Origin of the sequence: Caballeronia glathei, from assembly GCF_000698595.1 — a bacterium.
Classification (GTDB): Bacteria; Pseudomonadota; Gammaproteobacteria; order Burkholderiales; family Burkholderiaceae; genus Caballeronia; species Caballeronia glathei.
In genome coordinates this window covers 91,992-114,162 of record NZ_JFHC01000007.1, presented here as the reverse complement: position 1 = coordinate 114,162, position 22,171 = coordinate 91,992, and the positions used below count along the sequence as shown (strand labels likewise).

General features: G+C 67.6%; 21 protein-coding genes. 7 read left to right on the top strand and 14 right to left on the bottom strand.

The features are described 5' to 3' along the window. Window positions 1-4: 4 nt before the first annotated feature. From gsiC to BG61_RS07505, 6 genes are all read right to left on the bottom strand, one after another. Complete coding sequence (gene gsiC / locus BG61_RS07530) at window positions 5-925, bottom strand: glutathione ABC transporter permease GsiC (protein WP_035929622.1); 921 nt, start codon at window positions 923-925, stop codon at window positions 5-7. Between the two features lie 58 nt (window positions 926-983). Next, entirely contained in the window at window positions 984-2,543 is a 1,560-nt protein-coding gene (gsiB, locus tag BG61_RS07525) for a glutathione ABC transporter substrate-binding protein GsiB (RefSeq protein ID WP_035929619.1), read from the bottom strand. A 59-nt stretch (window positions 2,544-2,602) separates the two neighbouring features. After that, window positions 2,603-4,504, bottom strand: coding sequence for a dipeptide ABC transporter ATP-binding protein (locus BG61_RS07520; RefSeq protein ID WP_035929616.1), 1,902 nt, complete (start codon window positions 4,502-4,504; stop codon window positions 2,603-2,605). Between the two features lie 18 nt (window positions 4,505-4,522). Next, window positions 4,523-5,500, bottom strand: coding sequence for an isoaspartyl peptidase/L-asparaginase family protein (locus BG61_RS07515; protein WP_035929612.1), 978 nt, complete (start codon window positions 5,498-5,500; stop codon window positions 4,523-4,525). Further along, window positions 5,497-6,459 carry a MurR/RpiR family transcriptional regulator gene (locus BG61_RS07510; RefSeq protein WP_035929609.1) on the bottom strand — a complete coding sequence of 321 codons (963 nt, stop codon included), beginning with the start codon at window positions 6,457-6,459 and terminating at the stop codon, window positions 5,497-5,499. The genes BG61_RS07515 and BG61_RS07510 overlap by 4 nt, the downstream gene beginning before the upstream one ends. Window positions 6,460-6,661: 202 nt before the next feature. Beyond that, on the bottom strand, window positions 6,662-7,213 hold the full coding sequence (locus tag BG61_RS07505; protein ID WP_035929607.1) for a MarR family winged helix-turn-helix transcriptional regulator: 552 nt from the start codon (window positions 7,211-7,213) through the stop codon (window positions 6,662-6,664). Window positions 7,214-7,320: 107 nt separating this feature from the next. On the opposite strand from BG61_RS07505, the gene BG61_RS07500 reads away from it, so the two are divergent. The 5 genes from BG61_RS07500 (at window position 7,321) to BG61_RS07480 (ending at window position 14,548) form a co-directional block, all read left to right on the top strand. After that, window positions 7,321-8,121, top strand: a complete 801-nt coding sequence (locus tag BG61_RS07500) for an SDR family NAD(P)-dependent oxidoreductase (RefSeq protein WP_035929604.1) — start codon at window positions 7,321-7,323, stop codon at window positions 8,119-8,121. 309 nt (window positions 8,122-8,430) lie between these two features. Then, window positions 8,431-9,411, top strand: coding sequence for an aldo/keto reductase (locus BG61_RS07495; protein WP_035929601.1), 981 nt, complete (start codon window positions 8,431-8,433; stop codon window positions 9,409-9,411). A 229-nt stretch (window positions 9,412-9,640) separates the two neighbouring features. Then, entirely contained in the window at window positions 9,641-11,698 is a 2,058-nt protein-coding gene (locus tag BG61_RS07490; RefSeq protein ID WP_051672351.1) for an FUSC family protein, read from the top strand. Window positions 11,699-11,821: 123 nt separating this feature from the next. Continuing rightward, window positions 11,822-13,087 (top strand): mechanosensitive ion channel family protein, encoded by a 1,266-nt coding sequence (locus BG61_RS07485; protein WP_035929598.1) that lies wholly within the window; start codon window positions 11,822-11,824, stop codon window positions 13,085-13,087. A 207-nt stretch (window positions 13,088-13,294) separates the two neighbouring features. Continuing rightward, on the top strand, window positions 13,295-14,548 hold the full coding sequence (locus BG61_RS07480) for an aminotransferase class V-fold PLP-dependent enzyme (protein ID WP_035929595.1): 1,254 nt from the start codon (window positions 13,295-13,297) through the stop codon (window positions 14,546-14,548). Window positions 14,549-14,573: 25 nt separating this feature from the next. Here the strand turns inward: BG61_RS07480 and BG61_RS07475 are convergent, their stop codons facing one another. Continuing rightward, on the bottom strand, window positions 14,574-15,410 hold the full coding sequence (locus BG61_RS07475; protein ID WP_035929999.1) for an NAD-dependent protein deacetylase: 837 nt from the start codon (window positions 15,408-15,410) through the stop codon (window positions 14,574-14,576). 188 nt (window positions 15,411-15,598) lie between these two features. On the opposite strand from BG61_RS07475, the gene BG61_RS07470 reads away from it, so the two are divergent. Next, window positions 15,599-16,609: a zinc-binding alcohol dehydrogenase family protein gene (locus BG61_RS07470; RefSeq protein WP_035929593.1), complete on the top strand. Its 1,011-nt coding sequence runs from the start codon at window positions 15,599-15,601 to the stop codon at window positions 16,607-16,609. Between the two features lie 6 nt (window positions 16,610-16,615). Here BG61_RS07470 and BG61_RS07465 read toward each other — a convergent pair whose 3' ends face one another. Further along, entirely contained in the window at window positions 16,616-17,020 is a 405-nt protein-coding gene (locus tag BG61_RS07465; protein ID WP_035929591.1) for a GFA family protein, read from the bottom strand. 166 nt (window positions 17,021-17,186) lie between these two features. Here BG61_RS07465 and BG61_RS41800 point away from each other — a divergent pair, with 166 nt between their 5' ends. Further along, window positions 17,187-17,597: a hypothetical protein gene (locus BG61_RS41800; RefSeq protein WP_129572106.1), complete on the top strand. Its 411-nt coding sequence runs from the start codon at window positions 17,187-17,189 to the stop codon at window positions 17,595-17,597. On the opposite strand, the gene BG61_RS07460 is transcribed toward BG61_RS41800, so the two are convergent. From BG61_RS07460 to BG61_RS07435, 6 genes are all read right to left on the bottom strand, one after another. Next, window positions 17,585-18,118: a hypothetical protein gene (locus tag BG61_RS07460; protein ID WP_035929589.1), complete on the bottom strand. Its 534-nt coding sequence runs from the start codon at window positions 18,116-18,118 to the stop codon at window positions 17,585-17,587. The genes BG61_RS41800 and BG61_RS07460 overlap by 13 nt on opposite strands. 304 nt (window positions 18,119-18,422) lie before the next feature. Further along, window positions 18,423-18,647: a hypothetical protein gene (locus tag BG61_RS07455; protein ID WP_035929588.1), complete on the bottom strand. Its 225-nt coding sequence runs from the start codon at window positions 18,645-18,647 to the stop codon at window positions 18,423-18,425. A 279-nt stretch (window positions 18,648-18,926) separates the two neighbouring features. Then, window positions 18,927-19,130, bottom strand: coding sequence for a cold-shock protein (locus BG61_RS07450; protein WP_035929585.1), 204 nt, complete (start codon window positions 19,128-19,130; stop codon window positions 18,927-18,929). Between the two features lie 185 nt (window positions 19,131-19,315). Then, window positions 19,316-20,260, bottom strand: a complete 945-nt coding sequence (locus tag BG61_RS07445; protein WP_035929583.1) for a pyridoxal-phosphate dependent enzyme — start codon at window positions 20,258-20,260, stop codon at window positions 19,316-19,318. Window positions 20,261-20,437: 177 nt separating this feature from the next. Next, window positions 20,438-20,932, bottom strand: coding sequence for a hypothetical protein (locus BG61_RS07440; RefSeq protein WP_035929581.1), 495 nt, complete (start codon window positions 20,930-20,932; stop codon window positions 20,438-20,440). Window positions 20,933-21,148: 216 nt separating this feature from the next. Next, window positions 21,149-22,108, bottom strand: coding sequence for a GlxA family transcriptional regulator (locus BG61_RS07435; RefSeq protein WP_035929578.1), 960 nt, complete (start codon window positions 22,106-22,108; stop codon window positions 21,149-21,151). Window positions 22,109-22,171: the final 63 nt, after the last annotated feature.

Here is a 22,171-nt window from a genome sequence, read left to right as displayed (position 1 = left end):
GACCTCACTTGAAGCGGATGGTCGGATTGATGACGGCATACAGCACGTCGACGATCAGGTTGATCACGATGAACTCCAGCGAAAACAGCAGCACTTCGGCCTGGATCACCGGGTAGTCGCGCATCTCGACCGCATCGACGAGCAGGCGCCCGAGCCCCGGCCAGTTGAACACCTTCTCCACGACGATCGAGCCGCCGAGCAGAAAGCCGAACTGCAGGCCCATCATCGTGACGACGGGAATCATCGCGTTCCTCAGGCAATGCTTGACGACGACGATCGGCTCGCGCACGCCCTTCGCCCGCGCGGTGCGCACGAAGTCCTCGTTCATCACCTCGACGAACGACGCGCGCGTGAAGCGCGCCATCACGGCGGCCACCGCCGCCCCGAGCGTGATCGACGGCAGCACGTAGCTCTGCCACGAGCCGTCGCCGACGATCGGCAGCCAGCCGAGCTTCACCGAAAAGATTTCCATGAGCAGCATGCCGAGCGCGAACGCGGGAAACGAGATGCCCGACACGGCGAGCGTCATGCCGATGCGGTCCGGCCACCTGTTGCGCCATACCGCCGACGCAATGCCGATCGCCATGCCGAACACCACCGCCCACGTCATGCTCGCGAGCGTGAGCCAGAGCGTCGGCATGAAGCGCTCGGCGATCTCCGTGCTGACTGGGCGCTTGCTGCGCGTGGACACGCCGAAGTCCAGCTGCACGACCTTCTTGAAGAAGTTGACGAACTGCTGCGGCAGCGGCTTGTCGAGGCCGAGGTCGGCGCGCACGAGCGCGACCGTGGCTTCGTCCGCTTCCGCGCCCGCGGCAAGGCGCGCAGGGTCGCCCGGCAGCAGGTGCACGAACAGGAACACCAGCACCGCGACGATCAGGAGCGTCGGCAGCAAGCCGAACAGGCGTTTGACAAAAAAGTTCAGCATGAGGAAAACCCGTTTCGGCCGGACGCCGCGAACGCGCGACGCCCGGCCGCCTGCGCAGTTACTTGATGGCGATCTCGTCGAAACTGAACGAGCCGTCAGGCATCACGTACGCGCCCGAGAGACGCTTGCTGCGTGCATACACGACCTTCTCCGTGACGAGGAAGATCCACGGCGCATCGGCCCAGATGCGCTTTTGCGCATCGGCGTAGAGCGCGGCCTTTTCCTTGCGGTCGGTGGTCGCGAGCGCCTTCGCCAGATCGGCGTCGACGTTCTCGTTCTTGTAGTACGCGGTGTTCGAGAGCTTCGGCGGGAACGAGGCGCTCGCGAGCAGCGGCGAGATGGCCCAGTCCGCTTCGCCCGTCGAGGACGACCAGCCGATGTAGTACATGCGCACCGGCGCGGTGGCCGGGTCCGGCGCGCCCTCGACCTTCGCCACGCGCTGCCCGGCTTCGAGCGCCTGCACCGATGCCTTCACGCCGACCTGCGCGAGCTGCTGCTGCACGAACTGGATGATCTTCTGCGCGGTCGAGTGGTTATAGCCCGACCACAGCTCCGTTTCGAATCCGTTCGGGTAGCCCGCTTCCTTCAGCAGCTCGCGCGCCTTGGCCGGATCGTACTTCCAGGGACCCGTCTTCAGCGCATAGTCCACGCCCTGCGGCACGACACCCTCGGCGGGCACCGCGTAGCCCGCGAACGCCACCTTGACGAGCGCCTCCTTGTTGATCGCGTAGTTCAGTGCCTCGCGCACCTTCGGATTGTCGAAGGGCTTCTGCATCATGTTCATGCTGATGTAGCGCTGGATGATCGACGGCGCCGCGATCAGGTCGACCTTCGGGCTCGCCTTGAGCACGGCGGCCTGCTCGAACGGAACCTGGAACGCGAAGTCCGCTTCGCCCGTCTGCATGAGCGCGGCGCGCGTGTTGTTGTCGACCACCGGCTTCCAGTCGATCATGTCGATCTTCGGATAGCCCTTCTTCCAGTAGCCCGCGAACTTCTTCACCTTCAGGTCGTCGGTCTGTTTCCATTCGACGAACTCGAACGGGCCGGTGCCGACCGGATGCAGCGCGATGTCCTTGCCGTACTTCTTGAGCGCCTCGGGCGAGATCATCACCGCCGAGGGATGCGCGAGCACGTTGATGAACGCCGAGAACGGAATCTTCAGCGTGATCTTCACCGTCTGCGGATCGATTACTTCCGTCTTCTCGATCTTGTTGAAGAGGTTGTAGCGCTTCAGCTTGTTCGCCGGATCGGTGACACGGTCGAACACCGCCTTCACCGTGTTCGCGTCGAAGTCGGTGCCGTCGTGGAATTTCACGCCGGTGCGCAGCTTGATCGTGTAGACCTTCGCGTCGGGGCTCGCCTCATAGCTCGTCGCGAGCACGTTGACGATCTTCATGTCCTTGTCGAAGCCGAACAGGCCCTGGTAGAACGACTTCGCCACCGCCTGCGAGAGCGTGTCGTTGGCATCGTACGGATCGAGCGTCGTGAAGGTCGAGGCGACGGCCATCACGGCGGTCGTCTGCGCGATGGCGGGTGCGGCGGCGAGCGTCGCGAACACGCACGCGCCCGCGGCGATCAGCGCGCGCACGCGCAAGAGGCTTGACTTCGAAGACGGCATCGTTGGACTCCTTGGCTTTACGTTGTGGTTCGCGGAATGTGTACTGCGCGCTTCTTTTTTCAATAAGCCCCGCCGACATGATGCTCGGCGACGAAATGGTCCGGGCCAACCGCAACCAGCTTCGCGACATCCGGCTCGTCGCCGAGCCTGCGGATCGGGCTCGGAATCTCGTCGGCGGCGAGCATGCGCTTCGCATGGCGCCGCGCGGGATCGGCGACGGGCACCGCGCCCATCAGCTTGCGCGTATACGGATGGCGCGGCGCCTCGAACACGGCCTGGCGCGGGCCGATCTCCACGATCTGCCCGAGATACATCACTGCGACGCGATGGCTCACGCGCTCGACCACCGCCATGTCGTGCGAGATGAAGAGATACGCGACGCCCAGTTCGCGCTGCAGGTCGAGCATCAGGTTGACGATCTGCGCCTGCACCGAGACGTCGAGCGCGGACACCGATTCGTCCGCGATCACGACCTTCGGGTTGAGCGCGAGCGCGCGGGCGATCGCGATGCGCTGACGCTGGCCGCCGGAAAATTCATGCGGATAGCGCTGCGCCGCCTCGGCGGGCAGGCCGACCTTCTCGAGCAGCCAGTCGACGCGGGCCTCGGCCTCCTTGCCCTTCGCGACGCCGTGCACGAGGAGCGGCTCCATGATCGAGAAGCCGACCGTCAGGCGCGGATTGAGCGACGCGAACGGGTCCTGGAAGATGAACTGGATGTCGCGCCGCAGCGACTGCAGCGCGGGTCCGGAAAGCGAGCTGATGTCGCGCCCGGCGAACTCGATCGAGCCGCTCTGGCTCTCGACGAGCTTCAGCAGCGAGCGCCCGGTCGTCGATTTTCCGCAGCCCGACTCGCCGACGAGCGCGAGCGTCTCGCCGGGATGCAGGTCGAAGCTCACGCGCTCGACGGCGTGCACCGCGCCCGTCACGCGCCCGAACAGCCCGCTTTTCACGGGAAACCGCGTGACCAGGTCGCGCACGCGCAAAATCGGCGCGCTCGCCGGATCGACGGCCGGCTGATGCTGCGCCTCGACCGCCGCCGACGGCCGCAGCGCGCTCGCATCGTCCGGGGCGATCGCCGGCGCCTCCACTTCGAGAATCGGAAACTTGGCCGGGCGATCGGTGCCGTTCATCGCGCCGAGCTTCGGCACGGCCGCGAGGAGCGCCTTCGTGTACGGATGCTTCGGCGCGGCGAAGAGCGTCTCCGACACCGCCTCCTCCACCTTCTCGCCGCGATACATCACGAGCACGCGGTCGGCCACTTCGGCGACCACGCCCATGTCGTGCGTGATGAAGATCACGCCCATGTTCATCTCGTCCTGCAGGGCGCGGATGAGCTGAAGGATCTGCGCCTGGATCGTCACGTCGAGCGCGGTGGTCGGCTCGTCGGCGATGAGCAGCGCGGGCTTGCACGAGAGCGCCATCGCGATCATCACGCGCTGGCGCATGCCGCCGGAAAGCTGGTGCGGATAGCGCGCGAACACGCGCTTCGACTCGGGAATGCGCACGAGGTCGAGCAGACGCAGCGCTTCGGTGCGTGCCTCGCCGTGGCTCTTGTGCTGATGCAGCGCGATCGCCTCGGCGATCTGGTCGCCGACCGTGAACACCGGGTTGAGCGAGGTCATCGGCTCCTGGAAGATCATCGCGATGTCAGCGCCGCGCACAGTGCGCATCACCGCGTTCGAGGCGCTCGCGAGGTCGATCAGCGTGTCGTTGCGCCGCCTGAACACGATGCTGCCCGACGCGATCCGGCCGCCGCCATGCTCGACGAGCCGCATCAGCGCGAGCGACGTGACCGACTTGCCCGAGCCCGACTCGCCGACGATCGCAAGCGTCTCGCCCCGGTCCACCGTGAACGAGAGGTGCTTCACCGCTTCGACGAGCTTCGCCCCGGAGCGGAACGTCACCGACAGATCGTTCACTTCGATCACGCGCGACGGTGGCAACGACTGGCTGGAAAGCATCGGCTGTGTCCCTTCGTTTCAGCGGTAGATCGCCGTGACCGGCGTTTCGCCCACGCGCGCGAATCCGCGATACATCCCTTCCGTATTGAACGGCAGCGTGACATTGCCCTTCGCATCGACGGCGATGAGGCCGCCGCGCCCGTCGATGCGCGGGAGCCTCGTCATCACGACGTCATGCGCCGCCGCTTCGAGCGTCGCGCCGCGATACTCCATCTGCGCCGATACGTCGTAGGCCGCGAGCATGCGCATGAACATCTCGCCGGTGCCGGTGGTCGATACGGCACAGGTCGCGTCGTTCGCATAGCAGCCCGCGCCGATCAGCGGCGCGTCGCCCACGCGGCCCGCCTGCTTGTTCGTGATGCCGCCCGTCGACGTGGCCGCGGCGACGTGGCCGTGCATGTCGAGCGCGACGGCCCCGACCGTGCCGAACTTCTTCGAGGGATCGATCGGATCGTGCTCGCCGGGCAGGCGCGTCGCGGCGAACGTGGCCGCGTCGTGATCGAGCATCGTGCCCTCGGTGCCGCGCGCCTTCAGCCACTGGCGATAGCGCGCGTCGGTGTGGAAGTACGACGGATCGACGAATTCGAGGCCCTGCGCCGCCGCGAACGCCTCCGCGCCCGCCGCCGTGAACATCACGTGCTCGCTATGTTCTAGCACACGGCGCGCGGCCAGCACGGGATTTTTCACGCGCGTCACGCAGCACACGGCGCCGGCTTCGAGCGTCGCGCCGTCCATCACCGATGCGTCCAGTTCATGCGTGCCGGCCGCCGTGAAGACGGCACCGTGCCCCGCGTTGAAGAGCGGGCAGTCTTCGAGCAGGCGCACCGCTTCGGTGACGGCGTCGAGCGCGCTGCCGCCGTCCGCGAGCACGCGCTCGCCGGCATGCAGGATGCCCGAGAGCGCCGCGTGGTACTGCGTTTCGGCTTCGGTGCTCATGGCGGTGCGCAGGATCGTGCCCGCGCCGCCGTGAATGGCGATGACGGCTGTCGTTTTCATGGTTTGCGCGTGGGGTTCTTGGCGGTTGCGTGGTGCGTTGCGCCCGGAATCGGGGCGGGCGGCCTGACGAGCCAGGGCAGCACGAATTGTGCGAGGCCCGAGGCGGTTTCGACGGAGTCCTTCGCGCGATGCGCGACCGCGTCGCAGAGCGCTTCGATCACGGCGAGCACCGCCGTGTCGCAGTTCGCGGCGAGACGCCGCTCCGTGCGAATGGTCAGGATCAGGTCCGCGAACTGCGCGAGCGGCGACGCGGCGCTGTCGGTGAGCGCGACCACGCGCACGCCGTGGCCCGCGGCGAGCCGCGCGAGTTCGATGGTGTCGTGCACGTAGCGCGGGAAGGCGATCGCGATCAGCAGGTCGCCCGGCGATGCATTGAAGAGCCGCCGCGCCGCGTGCGACGGCCCGCCCGCGAGTGCGAGCGACTGCACGTTCGCGCAGTAGGGCGTGAGGCCGTGCTCCATCAGCCCGGCGAGAAACGCGCTCGCGCCGTAGCCGAGCACGAAGACGCGCCGAGCGTTGAGAATGGCATCGACGAGCGCGTGGGCGACGGCGCCGTCGATCGTGCTACGGGTCAGTTGCAGATTGGACGCGGCCTGTTCGAGCGATGCATCGAAGACCTGCTCGCCGCTCGCGGGCGATTCGAGCGCCGTGCGCAGGCGCTCGACGGGCGCGATCGTCGCTTCGAAACCGCGCACGAGCGCTTCGCGAAAAGCCGGGTAGCCGTCGAAGCCGAGCGCCCGCGCGAAGCGGTTGGCCGTCGCCACCGACGCGCCGACCGCGCGCGCCAGTTCGTCGATGCGCATGGTCGCCGAGCGAAACAGGTTCGCCAGCACGAACGCGCCCATGCGCTGATGGATGGGCGTGAGCGTGGGCATCGCGGCGGCGATGCGCGCGGAGATCAGCTCATCGTCGGACGATGCTCCGGACGACGGAATAAAGGCGGGCGGCGTGCGAGCCATACCGGCAGCGAGACCCCGAGGCGAATTTGAATGAAACTATGTTTACTCAAATCCGTCGCCAAAAAAAATTCATTTTCATCGACCTCGGGTTTTTGCTGACGCCGGGCGTGCGGATGCCCCGGTTCTTCGCAAAGGTGCGAACCGGCGGAAGGCGGACGCGTGCCCCGCCTGCGATTAAGGTGAAATGAAGGTGAGGTCCGGATCAGGGCCGCCCGGGCCCGCCGCGATAGGCAACGGCGAACTCGTCCGACGCGACCCGCTCCGCCAGCCCCCGCAGCATTTCGGCCGACGACGCGCCGAGCACGTCTTCCACACGCTGGTTCGCCGCCGCCCACAGCACGAGCGCCTCGTGAAGCCGCTGCTGGCCCAGCGGCGCGAGGACGGCGTGCTTGGTGCGCCGGTCTTGCGTGTCCTGGCGCAATTCCACGAGTCCGTCGCGCACGAGTGGCCGCAGCGCATGCGTGAGCGCCGAAATCTGGATGGCGAGCCGAGCCGCCAGATCCTGCAGCGTCGGCCCTTCTTCCCGCTTATCGGCGGCGGCTGCCGAAAGCTTGCCGATCTCCGCGATCAGTCCCACCTGCGTGGCCTTCAGCCCGAGCGGCGCGAGCGCCTCGTCGTACAGGTGGCCGAGCTGGCGCGCCGCGCGGCGCAGCACCGAATTGGTGCAGACGAGGTCGGCCAGCAGGTCCGGCTCCTCGGCATACGGCGGGTCCAGGTCGTCCACCAGCCTTAACGAATCAGTTTTGTTTCCCATCCCTATAGGATGGTTGAGTACTGCACCATTGACAAGAGGGGAAGTACACGATATATACTTGAGCCCTCAATCAAAATGATTGAGCACTCACCCTTAAGGAGTTTTCCATGTCCGATTCCAGTTCCAGAGCAATTGCTGTCGTGACCGGCGCGTCGTCCGGCATCGGTGCGGTCTACGCGGACCGCCTCGCCGCCCGCGGCTACGACCTCGTGCTCGTCGCGCGGCGCATCGAGCGTCTGGAAGCGCTGGCGGCGAAGGTGTCGAGGGCGCACGGCGTCAATGTCGATCTGATCACCGCCGATCTGACGAACGAAGCCGATCTGGCCCGCGTCGAGAAAATTCTCGCGACCAACCCGTCGGTGCGGGTGCTCGTGAACAACGCCGGGCTTGCCCGTCTGCTCCCGGTCGCCCAGTCTTCGGTCGAGGATTCGATGTCCCAGATCGCGCTCAACGTTACCGCGCTCGCGCGTCTCACGCAGGCGGCTCTCCCCGCGTTCCTCGCGCGCAACGACGGCGCGATCGTCAACATCGCGTCCGTGCTCGCGGTCCACGCGCTGCCGGTCAGCGCTGTCTACAGCGGCACGAAGGGGTTCGTGCTGAACTACACCCTCGGCCTTCAGCAGGAGGTCGCCGGAACCGGCGTGAAGGTTCACCTCGTGCTCCCGGGATCGACTGCCACGGAAATCTGGGACGGGTCGGGCGTGCCGCTCGCGTCGCTGAATCAGGATGCGGTCATGACGACCGAAAACCTCGTCGATGCCGCCCTCGCCGGTTTCGACCAGGGCGAAGCCATCACGTGGCCGTCGCTCGCCGATGCGACCCTCTGGGAAAAGTTCGATACGGCCCGCTCCACGCTCTTCGCCGCGACCCAGGTCGGCCAGCCAGCGCCGCGCTACAAACTCGCCTGAATATCGTTCAGGGAACGCGCCGGGTTCCCCGGCCGACAAAAAGTCCATCGTCGATGCAAAAAATATCGTTTGAGCGCACCTCGCTGCATCCCCTAGGATCGCTTACGGGCAAGCGTGCCGGACGAAAAGTCTCACGGCTTGCGGCACGCGTGCGCTTCGACCGGGCACGCGCCGCCGCCCGGTCGGGCGTTTTGAAAAGACTTCGTGCGAATGCTGAAAGGCTGCCGGCCGTGCGGGTGCACGATCGCTCTGCACTGAAGAACGCGCCGTGCGCTCGCCCGCGGGTCTCAACTCAAGGAGGATCGACTGATGGACTACGTGAAGTTCGGCCGCACGGGCCTGGAAGTATCGCGGCTCGCGCTCGGATGCATGACCTTCGGCGTGCCGGGGCGCGGCAAGCACCCGTGGACGCTCGATGAAGAAGCCAGCCGCCTGCTGATCCGGCAGGCGATCGAAGCGGGCATCAATTTTTTCGACACCGCGAACATCTATTCCGACGGGACGTCGGAGGAAATCGTCGGCCGCGCGCTGCGTGATTTCACGCGCCGCGACGACATCGTCATCGCCACCAAGGTGTTCAACCGGATGCGCCCGGGCGCGAACGGCGCGGGCCTGTCGCGCAAGGCCATCTTCAACGAAATCGACAACAGCCTGCGGCGCCTCGGCACCGACTACGTGGACCTGTACCAGATCCATCGCTGGGACGACGGCACCCCGATCGAGGAAACGCTCGAAGCGCTGCACGACGTCGTGAAGGCGGGCAAGGCGCGCTACATCGGCGCATCGTCGATGCACGCGTGGCAGTTCAGCAAGGCGCTCTACGTGTCGAAGCTCAACGGCTGGACCCGGTTCGCGAGCATGCAGAACCACCTCAACCTGCTCTATCGCGAGGAAGAGCGCGAAATGCTGCCGCTTTGCGACGACCAGGGCATCGCGGTCATTCCGTGGAGCCCGCTCGCGCGCGGCCGTCTTGCCCGCGACTGGAATGAAACGTCCGAGCGGCAGGCGACGGATGCCTACGGCAGCGGCCTCTACGAAGCATCGCTCGACGCGGACAGGAAGGTCGTGGACGCCGTGGCGCAGGTCGCCCGGGCGCGCGGCGTGCCACGCGCGCAAGTGGCGCTTGCCTGGGTGGCGCAGAAGCACGGCGTCACGGCGCCGATCATCGGCGCGTCGAAACCCCACCATCTGACCGATGCGATCGCCGCGCTTTCGCTGACCCTCGGCAGCGAGGAGATTGCCGCGCTGGAAGAGCCGTACGTGCCCCACCGGATCGCGGGATTCGAGTAGAACCGCGGGCGTCCCCGGCGTCCGCAGCCGGGGCGGCTGACTGACCGCGCCGCGCGAGGGCGCCGTACGCGGCATCGCGTCCGGCGCCAGCGGCCGCGAGCGCCCCCGTTTCTTGCCTCAGGCGCGCCGATGCGCAAGGCGCACCCGAAGTCACCCCCCTGCATTCAACGCAGCACGCGTTTCATGACCGCGCACCGGCGGTCGACTGAAAAGTCTGGAAAGTAAAGCAATGCCATCTTCGTGGATACCGTCTCGCAATCTCCTGATGTTCGCCGGCCGCACCGCCCTCGCCGCGGCGCTCGCGCTTTGCTGCGCGCTCGCGCTCGGCCTGCACGAGCCGCACTGGGCCGCCTGGACGGTCATATCCGTCGGGCTTCCCGCGCGCGGCGACGGCCTGCTGAAGGCATTCAACCGGGCACTCGGAACGGCGGTGGGCGCGCCCGTCGGCGTGTTGCTGATCGTCGCGGCGCACGGCAGCGCGCCCGGGCTCGTCGGCCTGCTCGCACTATGGCTCGCGGCGTGCGTCTACGCGGGCGTCACGTTGCGCAGCCACCGCGCGTACGCGGCGGTCCTCGCCGGCTACACCGCGGTGATCGTCGCGACGTCGCTCGTTCACGGAAGCGGCGGGCTGCTCGACATGGCGCGCGACCGTTGCGCCGGAATCTTCACCGGCATCGCGTGCGCGCTGGTTCTGCTATTGCTGTCACGTCACGTGCCGGGCGGCCACGCCAGCCAGCGCATTCGCCACGCGATCGCGACCGCATGCGACTGGGCCGCCGCCCGGCTCGCGGGCCTGCCGCGCGAGCGGACCGACGACGGCAGGCCGCTGCGGCTGCGCGGCCAGTTCATCGAGATCCTGTCGCTCGATGGCGCGGTGCACAGCGCGGTCGCGGAGTCGCCCGCACTGTGGACGCGAGCCTCGTGCATGCACAGGCTCGTGACGGCACTGGTCGATCTGCTGGTCGTGTCGAGGAGCGTCGAGCGCAACGTGAGCGCCGCTGCCTGCAGCTTTGGCGGCACCAGCGCCGCCGTCGATGTCACGATGGCGGAGGCGTCGGCGCTGCTGGAATCGGTCGCCCGGACGATGCGCGGCGAACCCGCCGACGAGATCGTGAAGCTCAGGGTCCTGCGCCGGCAGGCGCAGGCGCTGCGCACGATGCTGATGTCGATGCAGGCGGCAAGCGTGATCGAGCGCCGGCGCATCGATCTCCTCGCGGCGCTGCTCGGTGCGACCGCCGCGGCGCTCACGACCTACGCGACCCTCGCCGGCGAGCCGCACGCCGTCGAAGCCGTGCGGTATCCGCCGCCGGTCTATACGCGCGACAGGCGATACGCGTGCGTCGCGGCGCTGCGCGCCGCATGCGCGCTTCTCGCCGCCGGTGCGCTCTGGATCGCCACGGGCTGGCAAGGCGGCCCGCTCTTCGTCGCGTTCACGGGCATCGCGGTCTCCCTCTTCGCGCTGCGGCCCGACCCGCGGCACACGGGCATCCACTTTCTCGCGTCGGGCGCGCTGGGCGCGGGCGCCGCGCTCCTCTTCTCCTTCTGGATCGCGCCGCACATCGCGCACGCGACGGGCGTGGCGCTCGCGGAAGGCGTGGTCGTTTTCCTGGCGATCGTCGTCGCGGCGCTGCTGTCGAACCCGTTCTGGGCGTCGGGCTTTTCTCTCGTGTTCCTGGTCGTATCCGATCCGGAGTCGATCTCGCATGCAAGCCTCACCGCCGTGAGCCAGCACGCGCTGGGCGTCCTCGCCGGTGCGGCGCTCGCCGCGCTCGCGTTCCATCTCGCGCCGTCCCGCGCCCGCGAACGCCTGTGGCGCAGAGAGCAGCTCGCGCAGGTGGCGACCAGCATCAGGGCGCTGATCGCCTCGCCCGCGGCGCCCCTTGCGGCCGGTGCGAGCCATGCGTGGCAGAGCATGCACATCGACGCGCTGGTGCGCTTCGCCCTGCCCGCCGCATCCGACGACGACGTCGACGAATGCATGGCCTGGATCGAAATCGGCACGGAGTTCGTCAAGCTGCGCGACTGCGTGCACGCCGATGCGTTTCCGCCGTCCGCGCGGGAGACGATCGTGCGGCTCTTCGCCGACCTCGGGCGGCTCGAAGCGCAAAACTGGTACGCCCGTCTCGTCGTGGCCGAGGCGACGCTCGTCTGCGCCAACATGGCTGCCGACCAGCGCGTGCTGAGCGCGCGCGCGACGTTGCTGGAACTCGCGCTGCAGTTGAAGCACCGCCATGGCGAGGGGTTGCGCCGGCGCATCGGGGAACTGTCAGGCCCGGGCGCGCGATGAAGTGACGGGACGGGGCCGGGCCGGGTCGACACAGCCCGGGCGCGGCGGCGAACCCTGAGCGTGCGCCTTCATGCACAATACGGGTCGCGCCGGTTCGCCCCTCCCTTTCGACCTCACGTCCGCATGAATTTCGACGCCCTGCCTGACCAGTTGCAGCAGCATCTCCCCACGCATCCCTGGGCACAACTCGCCGTCGGCCTCCTTGCGCTCGTCGTCGTTGCGCTGTTCGCGCAGTGGGTGGTCGCGCGGATCGTGCTGTACTTCGCGCACCGCCTGCTCGTGCTCGCGGGCCACGAAGCATGGGACGAGGCGCTGACGAAGCACCGCTCCTATCACCGGCTCTGGTACGCGGTGCCGTTCGCGACGGTGGCGCTCGGCATTGGCGAGGTGCCCCACGCCGCTCACGCGGCGGGCGTCGTCGAGCGGCTCGCGCATGCCGGCGCGTGGATCTGCGTGTTCCTCGCGGCGGGCAGCGCGCTGTCGGCATGGCAGGACGTCTACGCCGCGAGCAAGGAAGCGCAGACGCGCTCGATCAAGGGCTACATCCAGATCGGCAAGCTCGCGCTCGCGCTGATCTGCGGCGTGCTCGTGCTGTCCATCCTGATCGACCGCTCGCCGCTCTGGATGCTTTCCGGGCTCGGCGCGCTCTCGGCCGTGCTGCTGCTCGTGTTCAAGGACACGCTGCTGTCGCTCGTCGCGAGCACGCAGCTCACGTCGAACGACATGCTGCGCATCGGCGACTGGATCGAGATGCCGCAGTCCAATGCCGACGGCTTCGTGAAGGACATCGCGCTGCACACCGTCAAGGTGCAGAACTGGGACAACACGGTCACCACCGTGCCGACCTACAAGCTCTTTTCCGAGAGCTACCGGAATTACCGGCACATGTTCGAGTCGGGCGGACGGCGCATCAAGCGCACGTTGCGCATCGACGCGACCTGCGTGCGCTTTCTCACCGACGACGAAACGCGGCGGCTCATGCGCTTTCGCTTCCTGCACGACTATCTGGAAGAGAAGCAGACCGAAGTCGAGCAGGCGAACCGCAACCTCGGGGAGCTCGCGAGCGAGCCCGCGAACCGGCGGCGCCTCACGAACATCGGCACGTTTCGCGCGTACGGGCTGGCGTACCTGCAAAGGCATCCGGAGATCAGGCAGGACATGGCGATGATGGTCCGGATGATGGAGCCGGAGTCGCAGGGCATTCCGATCGAGGTGTACTGCTTCACCGCGACGACCGCCTGGACGCAGTACGAGCGCATTCAGGGCGACGTGTTCGACCATCTGCTGTCGATCCTGCCCGAGATGGGTCTGCGGCTCTATCAGGCGCCCTCCGGTGCGGACATGACCGGTCTCTCCGGCCGCCTGCGCGGCGAAATGCCGACGCTCTGACGCGCCCAGCCCTTTCTTCGGGCGAAAGGCTTTCTTCACGCGCCCGCTCGCGGGAGCCGCGGCGCGGGGCCAGCAGGTCCCCGGTCCCCGATCCGCCGCCGCCACCCGCAGAGGCGCGCATCTTTTCATTAAGTAGATCATTCCCGCGCGACGCGCTATCGTTCAGGACACGCGCTGCGCCGCAGCGCGACCTCGTCCCATCTACCGATGCCCTTACTCGACTATCGCCTGCCCGAATTCGACGCCGCGCTCGCGGCCCTGCCCGCCACGCCCGCCGCTGGGCGCGCCGCCTCCGACGAGCCGTTCTGGCGCGCCGTCCACGCGCTCTATCGGCAGTCGGACACGCTCGTCAACCTGGAAAACGGCTTCTGGGGTGCGATGGCGGAGCCGGTCAAGGCGATGTTCCGGTACTGGACCGATCGCGTGAATTTCGACACGACCGTGCTGATCCGCGACCACTGGGCCGACATGCAGGAGGCCGTGCGCGCCGAGGTCGCCGGGGCGATGGGCTGCGGCGTCGACGAAATCGCGCTCACGCGCAACGCGACCGAGTCGCTGCTCGCGCTGATCGGCGGCTACAACCGTCTCGCGCCCGGCGACACGGTACTCTATTCCGACCTCGACTACCCGTGCGGGCGCAACGCAATGGAGTGGCTGCGCGAGCGCCGCGGCGTCGTGCCTGTGCGCCTTTCGATTCCCGAGCCCGCGACGCGCGAGAACGTGCTCGACACCTACGCGGCCGCGCTGCGCGCGCATCCGCGCACGCGCCTCGTGCTCGTCTCGCACGTGTGCTTCGCCACCGGTCTCGTGATGCCGGTGCGCGACATCGCCGCGATGGCCGAAGCGGCGGGCGCGGGCGTGATCGTCGACGCGGCGCATTCGTGGGGCATGCTGGATTTCGAGGTTCCCGCCCTTCACGCGCCGTTCGCGGCGTTCAACCTGCACAAGTGGATCGGCGCGCCGCTCGGCTGCGGCGCGCTGTATATCCGCCGCGGCAGCGTCGCTGCGATCGACACGCATCTCGGCGACCGCACCTGGCCCGCCGACGACGTCCGCTCGCGCATCCACACCGGCTCGCCGAATTTCGCCGCCTGGCTGACGCTGCCGGCCGCGCTGCAGGTTCATCGGCGCCTCGGCGCGCACGCGAAGGAAGCGCGGCTGCGCGCGCTGCGCAATGCGTGGGTCGAGCCAGCAAGAGCGCTGCCCGGCGTGCAGGTCCTGACGCCCGACGATCCCTCGATGGTCGCCGGGATCACGGGGTTCCGCCTGCACGGCAAGACCTCGAAGGCCGACAACGACGCGGTCGTCGCCGCCCTGCGCGAGCGCTTCGGCGTGTTCACCGTGGCGCGGCCCGGCCCCGACGCGGGCAGCGTCGTGCGCGTGACGCCCGCGATCTTCACGCACTTTTCGGCGGCGGAGCGGCTTGTCGAAGGACTCTCGGTGCTTGCGCGGGAAGGCTAGCGCGCAGGCGGGCGGCGTTTCGCCGTCAGCGCGCGAATTCGCGGTCGTCGAGCCGCTCGACGAGCGCCCCGAGCGCCGCCGCGCACGGCTCCTCCACCTTCAGCGCGAGCAGGTGATCGGCCCGCGTGCGGCCCATGTTGATCGCGGCGATCGGCTTGCCCGCGCGGTGCGCCCATTCGCAGAAGCGATACCCCGAGTACACCATCAGCGACGACCCGAGCACGAGCATCGCGTCGGCGGATTCGAGCGCGCGCGCGGCGTCGGCGACGAGCGTACGCGGCACGCTTTCGCCGAAGAACACCACGTCCGGCTTGAGCAGGCCGCCACAATGCGTGCAGGCGGGCACGTGGAACGCGCCGAAGTCGATATCCTCGACGTGCGCGTCGCCGTCCGGCACGGCGGGCGCGGTGAGGCCCGCGAACGCGGGGTTGGCCGCCTCCAGCATGCGCTGCACGAGGGCACGCGAATGCGGCGCGCCGCACGCCATGCACCGCACCCGCGCGATGTTGCCGTGCAGTTCGATCACGTCGGCATTGCCCGCGCGGATGTGCAGGCCGTCCACGTTCTGCGTGACGAGCCGGCCTACCCGCCCGCGCGACGCGAGCCCGCGCACGGCGTGGTGCGCGGCGTTCGGCTCGGCGAGCGCGACGACCGGCCAGCCAATCAGGCTGCGCGCCCAGTAGCGCCGCCGCGCGTGCTCGGAGCCGAGAAAATCTCGCAGCAGGATCGGCGAGCGGCCGGTGCGCAGGCCCTCGCGGTCGCGGTAGCACGGAATGCCCGAATCCGTGCTGATGCCCGCGCCCGACAGCACGAAGAGCCGCGGATGGCGCTGCACGAAGTCGTATATGTCGCTCAATGAAATGCTCCGGGCCGAAGAATGCTGGAAATATACGGCGAATCGCCGCAGCGCGTGCGCGCCGGACCCGGCCTCTACCGGCGCTTCTACTGACACCCCTACCGGCCTTACCACTTTACCAAATATAATAATTGGCTTGACCAAAAGCCGTGGTATCGCTAGATTTGTCGCTGCCCCATCAATCCAATACGAACATGCTCACCGTCATCTGCGAAACACCCGGCACCCTGCGCGCCGAACAACGCGAGAAGCCGCAACGCGGCGCAAACGAAGTGCTGCTGCGCGTGAAGCGCGTCGGCGTCTGCGGCACCGATCTGCACATCTACACGGGCAACCAGCCGTACCTCGCCTATCCGCGCGTGATGGGGCATGAACTGTCGGGCGTCGTCGAGGAAGCCGATGCGGCGAGCGGCCTCGCCGCCGGCGATCCCGTCTACGTGATGCCGTATCTGTCGTGCGGCAAGTGCATCGCGTGCCGCCAGGGCAAGACGAACTGCTGCGTGAGCATCCAGGTGCTCGGCGTGCATCGCGACGGCGCGTTCACCGAATATCTGAGCCTGCCCGCGCAGTTCGTGCACAAGGCGGAAGGCGTGACGCTCGATCAGGCCGCGATGATCGAATTCCTCGCGATCGGCGCGCACGCCGTGCGGCGCGCGGACGTGCAGGCGGGACAGCGTGTGCTGGTGGTCGGCACCGGGCCGATCGGCATGGCCGCGCTCACGTTCGCCCGCCTGCGCGGCGCGGCGGTCACGGCGCTCGACACGCGCGCGGACCGCCTCGAATTCTGCCGCCGCGAGCTGAAGGCGCACGCAACGGTGGCGATCGGCGACGGCGACAAGGAGGAACTCTCGCGTCTGACCGACGGCGAGTTCTTCGACGTCGTCTTCGACGCCACCGGCAACGCCCGCGCCATGGAGCGCGGCTTCGAATTCATCGCGCACGGGGGAAAATACGTGCTGGTGTCGATCGTGCCGGAGCGGATCTCGTTCGCCGACCCGGAGTTCCACAAGCGCGAGGCGACGCTGATCGCGAGCCGCAACGCGACCCCCGAGGACTTCGAGACCGTGCTCGACGCGATGCGCGCGGGCGAAGTGCCGAGCGCGGCGCTCAACACGCACCGGTTGCAACTGGCCGATGTGCCGTCGTCGTTTGCGAGCCTGCTCGATCCGACGGCGGGCGTCGTGAAGGCGATCGTGGAGTGCTGAGCCGCGCTATGCAGCTGGCCCGCTTTCGCGGTATTGCGGCCGGGTCTGCGCGTCGTGCCACGGCTCGGCCGTTTTCGTCCAGATCTCGTAGGTAGGCGGAAAGAGACCGACTTCGTCGAAGAGGCCGGTCGGAATTTCCACTTCGGGCACCCCGTCGAACTCGAGGAAGATGGGCGAGCCGCACGTCGCGCAATGATGCCTTCGCCCCGTGCGCGAGCTTGGCCACGCGCGGGTTTCGCCGAAGAATGCGGCCGCGTCGCGCGCGAAGACCGCGTAGACGCCGAAAGGCGCACCGTGGATTCGCCTGCACGTCATGCAGTGGCAGAGGTTCACTTCCAGCGGCGCGGCACTCACCCGCAGGCGCACCGCGCCGCACGCGCAACCGCCTTCGTGAATCGGCTGATGATTCATGCATTGCCTCCTTCGTCTTGCGCGCGCCGCCGCGATTTAATCGACTGATGAATCGGTTGGTGCGGCGCGCGCCGGCTTCGACATTCGTGACCGTGAAGGTTGGGCTCTCCGCACCCCGCTGACGTTCCCCTGTTCGGGCGCGACGCTGGCAATCGGGACGCACGGCGTGGGCGACCGCTTCGTGTGGAAGCTGGAAGACGGTGTGATTGGTGTGATCGGAGTGATCGGTGCAATCTGCGCAATCGGTGCGATTGGTGCGATTGGTGCGATTGGTGCAATCGGTGCAATCGGTGCAATCGGTGCAATCGGTGCAATCGGTGCAATCGGTGCAATCGGTGCAGTGGGTGTAATTGGTGCGTTCGGTGCAATCTGCGCGGGGCAAGCCTGCGGCGCAGGCGATCTCTCGCGCCGCGCGACGACAGCAGTCATGCGAACACACGCGGCCCGCGCCGCGTGCATGGCGGCGCAACTGCGATCGTGCTGCCCAGTGGACGGCGGCGGGCGTTACCGCACCGCACGGCGGCGCCACGGTTCACGCACACCGGTTCAACCACGCCGCGCCATTCAGCGCACGTAGTACCCCTTACCCTGCATACAGTCGCCGTAGGCGCGCCAGTAGCGGGCCATCGGCGGCTCGGGCGGGGGGAGCGGCGGCATCTTCATTTCCGCGTAGTGCGCATCCGACGCCTGGCTCGCGGCCACGGCCGAAGCGGCGGCGTCCGACGCCGCTGCCGGCCCCGACGCGCCCGCGGCCACCGCTGTGGCGGGCTCGCTCGCGGGCATCGTCGCGCTCGCGGGCAATGGCACGGAAGCAGCCGACGCCGCAGCAGCGCCCGAAGCCGCCGGCGGAAGCGGCGGCTCCACGGGACGCGGCGGTGCGAGCGGGCGGGCTTCCCGCGGCTGGTCGCGCGGTGGTGTCTGCGATTCGCGGGCCATGACGACGTGCGTCGTCTGGTTCGCGTAGGCGTAACAGGCGGCGTTGTCGACGGCCTGCTGGCCCGGGTTCTGACTGCGCCCGGGAATGGTAGCCGGCATCTGCGCAAGGGCAGTGCCACTCGCGACCAGCAGTGCGATCCCAGCGAAAGCGGAATGTCTCATTGGCGTGCGAACCCCGAACTATGTATTTTAATCGTTGCGGCTGTGGCCGGCACGTGGCGGCTTGGCGGCCTGGCCTGCCGTTGGAGCCCTGCCGTCGAATCCTCCTGGTGCGCCGCCCGGCCTGCAGTCAAGGATACCGTGCCCTCCGGCCGTGCCTCGCCGCAAACACTGGCTTATTCCGCCATTATTCAGCCCGCCGCCGCGCGGCATCCCTGCGCAATAAGACTTGAGCACGAATCGCCTCGCGGCGCCTGTGCGCCGTGACACGCTTCGGTGAAAGGAGCGGCGTTCGCGGCCGTTGCGCTCATCCGCGGCAGTCGACCCACTCGCGTGCCCACTGGCAGGAGTGGCCGAGCGCGTCGTGTTCGTCGTCGAAATAGTCGAGTGCGTGGAACTGATAGCGCATCGCCCGGTCCGCGCCGCCATGGCGCTCGAGCAGGAGGTTCGATGCGAATGATCCGTCAGGCAGACGATGCGCCGACGGCACGACCTTGTAGCCGTTGTAGTTGTGTATGTATGGGTTGTGCATGATGTTGCGGGCGTGCGCGCGGTCGCGGCAAATGGCCGGGCCGAAGCGTGAGCGCCTTGAATGAGGGTGATGCTGGAGCTGAAGAGCGGCAGGAGATCGCGAGAAAGCACGCGAAAACTACGCAAGAGAAACGCTGGGGAGATGCTGAAGGGGCGCTGCGATGATTGCGTGGCCGTATTTGCCGGCGTCGCAACCGTGGCGGGAGCTCGTGCTCCGCGAGGGTTTCAGCGACTGTCGCGAACCGGATTGCCGGTCCGCGACGAGCGTCGTGTCTGCTACTTACAGCGGCGTGATGTTCGACGCTTGCAGGCCCTTCGGGCCCTGCTTGGTTTCGAAGCTGACCTTCTGGTTCTCAGCGAGCGTCTTGAAACCTTCCGTGCGGATTTCCGAGAAATGCGCGAAAAGGTCGTTGCCGCCGTTGTCGGGCGTGATGAAGCCGAAGCCCTTGCTGTCGTTGAACCACTTGACGATACCGGTATCCATGAGATTCCCTGAATGAAAGATTGCCACCCCGGACTGGGGCGAAGGAAGTATCAAGGAGGGAAAGAAGGACAACAAATACCGCGGTAAAACGGAGGATGATGAACAGCAATCGGACTTCTTGAACACTTCGACCTGTACGTTACGTCCTCACCGACTCTCTGTCAAGGTAATTCGCTATCGCATTGCTATCTCGATTGTATGGCAGCGCCCGCTTCCGCCTGCCAGCCGGCCTGCCAGCGCGTCAGTTGATCCACGTTCGCGCCGACGCCGCCGCACACGATCAGCAGGATGTTCCGCGCATCGCGCAGAGCTGCGTCGTCCGAATCGAGCGCCGCGACCGACGCGCCGCACGCCGGCTCCACGACGATGCGATGCTCGTCGAGCAACTCGAGGCAGCCCGCGACGGCCTGCTGGTCCGTCACGACGACGCTCGACACCGGACGCTGCCGCGCGAGCGCGAGCGCCTCTTCGCACACGCTGCGCGCGCCGAGCGATGTCGCGATGCTCGTGATGGCCGGCAATTCGATTCGTGCGCCCGCGGCGAGCGATTGCGCGTAGGAGTCGGCGCCGAGCGTCTCCACGGCCACGACCGGCACGCTGGCGAGGCCGTTGCGCCGCAAGCCCTCGATCGCGCCGCACAGGAGCCCGCCGCCGCCCACGGACAGCACGAGCGCATCGGGCGTGCATCCCGCGCGCACGACCTCGTCGATCATCGTGGCGTGGCCTTCCCAGATGAGGGGATCGTCGAAGGGATGCAGGAACGCATCGGCGGACGTGCGCGACGCGAGCGCGAACTCGTTCGCCTCCTGCCACGACTTGCCGTGCACGACGACCTCGGCGTCTTCCCTCGCGATCAGGTGCTTCGCGCGTTCCGACGTCGTCTCCGGCACGACGACGAGCACCGGCACGCCGAGCTTGCGCCCCGCATACGCGACCGCCAGTCCCGCGTTGCCACCCGAGGACGACACGAACCGCCGCGCGCCTCGCTCCTTGTAGACCGTGCACGCATGGCCGATGCCGCGCGCCTTGAACGAACCGGTCGGCTGCATGGCTTCCATCTTGAGCCAGACGGACTTGTTCAGACGTTGCGACAGGGCGCGTGATTCGAGGAGCGGCGTTTCGATGAACATGGTGTGAGCGATGGATTGCGCGGAGCGGTGATTCTACTCCGCGAGCGCAATGTGCATTGGCGTGCTGGCCGCTGTCGTCACGCGGTCTCTGTCGCGAGAGAGCGCATTGAAGAGCCGGCCAGGGTGACCCCAAGGCCCCGGCATGATGTCGAGGCGCGCGGCATGAGCGGGAACGATCTAGGCGCCGCTCGGGTCGTCCGGCTGCCACGGCCAGGTCGAATAGCGCGAGGGACGCGGGCCGTCCTGCTTGTCCTTCGCCTCCTCCTCGTCGCGCGTGTCCGCGGACGCTTGTGCCTGCGGCACCTTCGGCAAGTCCTCGCCGAACCACGGCACTTCCTTGCGCCGCTCGCTCACATAGGCGTCCCAGCCCGCCGCATTGCCTGCGAACAGATCGTGCTGCACCGTATGCGCGAGCAACTGGCGGTTGAGCGTCTCATCGAGCAGCGCCTTCGGCCACACGAAGAAGGCGCCCGTCGCGCGCCGGATGAAGTCCTGCGGATGCATGCCCGTATCGACAAAACCGAGAATGCTGAAACTCACCAGCGAGTCGTCCTGCTTCAGTGCCTCGCCGATGCTCGCGCGGCTTTCCGCGCATTTTGTCAGGCAGAAGATGGCTTCGAGCACGTCGCCGAGATGGAGCAGCAAAGCGCGTCGTTCGTAGGGATCGTCCATGGCGGCCTCTTGTTCGATTCGATGTATGAAATGGCGCTCGCACGCGCGGCGTGCGGCGCTCGGTTTCGCGTAATTCTAGCGAACCCGCCAGGGCGGGCCACTCGCGCGCGAGACAGTGAGTCGCGGGATCGCGAAATCGCCGGGCGCCTGCATGTGATTCCGGAAGCCGCAATTCGTGCGCCACGTGCGCCACGCCGCGCGAAAAAAAAGATCGCGTCAGACCTTGCGAAAGCTCGTCCGGTAGTCGTTCGGCGACACGCCGAGGCGCCTCGTGAACACGATGCGCATCCGGTCGGCCGTGCCGAAGCCGCATTCGTAGGCGACCGTCTTGAGCGGCGTGTCGCTGCTCTCGAGCGCATTGCGCGCCGCATCCACGCGCGCGCGCTCGACGAACTCGTGCGGGGTCATCTGCGCGAGTTGCACGAACGCGCGCGCGAAGTTGCGCTCGCTCATGCCCGCCACCTGCGCGAGCTTCTCGACGGAGAGCCGCTCGCCGATGTGTTCCATCACATACGCCTGGACCTTCGCGACGGGCGACGTGTCGTCGGCGGGCGCGGTGAGGTACGGACTGAACTGCGATTGACCGCCGCGGCGCTGCGCGAACACGACGAGGCGCTTCGCCACCGCGAGCGCGATGCCCGCGCCGTGGTCCTCGGCGACGAGCGAGAGCGCCACATCGATACCCGCCGTCACGCCCGCCGACGTCACGAGGTTGCCGTCGCGCATGTAGATGCGGTCGAGCTCGACACGCGCGCGCGGAAAGCTTTGCGCAAGCTGCTGCGCATTCTGCCAGTGCGTCGTGACGCTGCGCTCGTCGAGCAGGCCCGCATGACCGAGCGCGAACGCGCCGGTGCAGATCGACCCGTAGCGCTCGCACTTCGACGCGACGCCCTTGAGCCAGTCGAGGAGAAGCGGATCGGGCGCCGCGACCGGAAGCCCCGGGCCGCCCGCGACGAGCGCCATGTCGTAGTGCGCATTCGCCCGCTCGCACGACACGTCGGCACAGAGCCGCGTGCCGTTCGACGCCAGCACCGGCCCCTCCTGCGGCGCGACCAGCGTGATTTGATATCCGTCGCCGGAGCCTATGAATCCGTTGGCCTCCGCGAAGACGTCCACGGGTCCCGCAACATCGAGCGCCTGCACGCCCGGAAAGACTGCTATTGCGACGGTTCGCATGACCAATGCCTGAAGAGTGAGAAGACTCGCCCGCTTTCGACGGCCGGCACGCGTGGCAGGAGA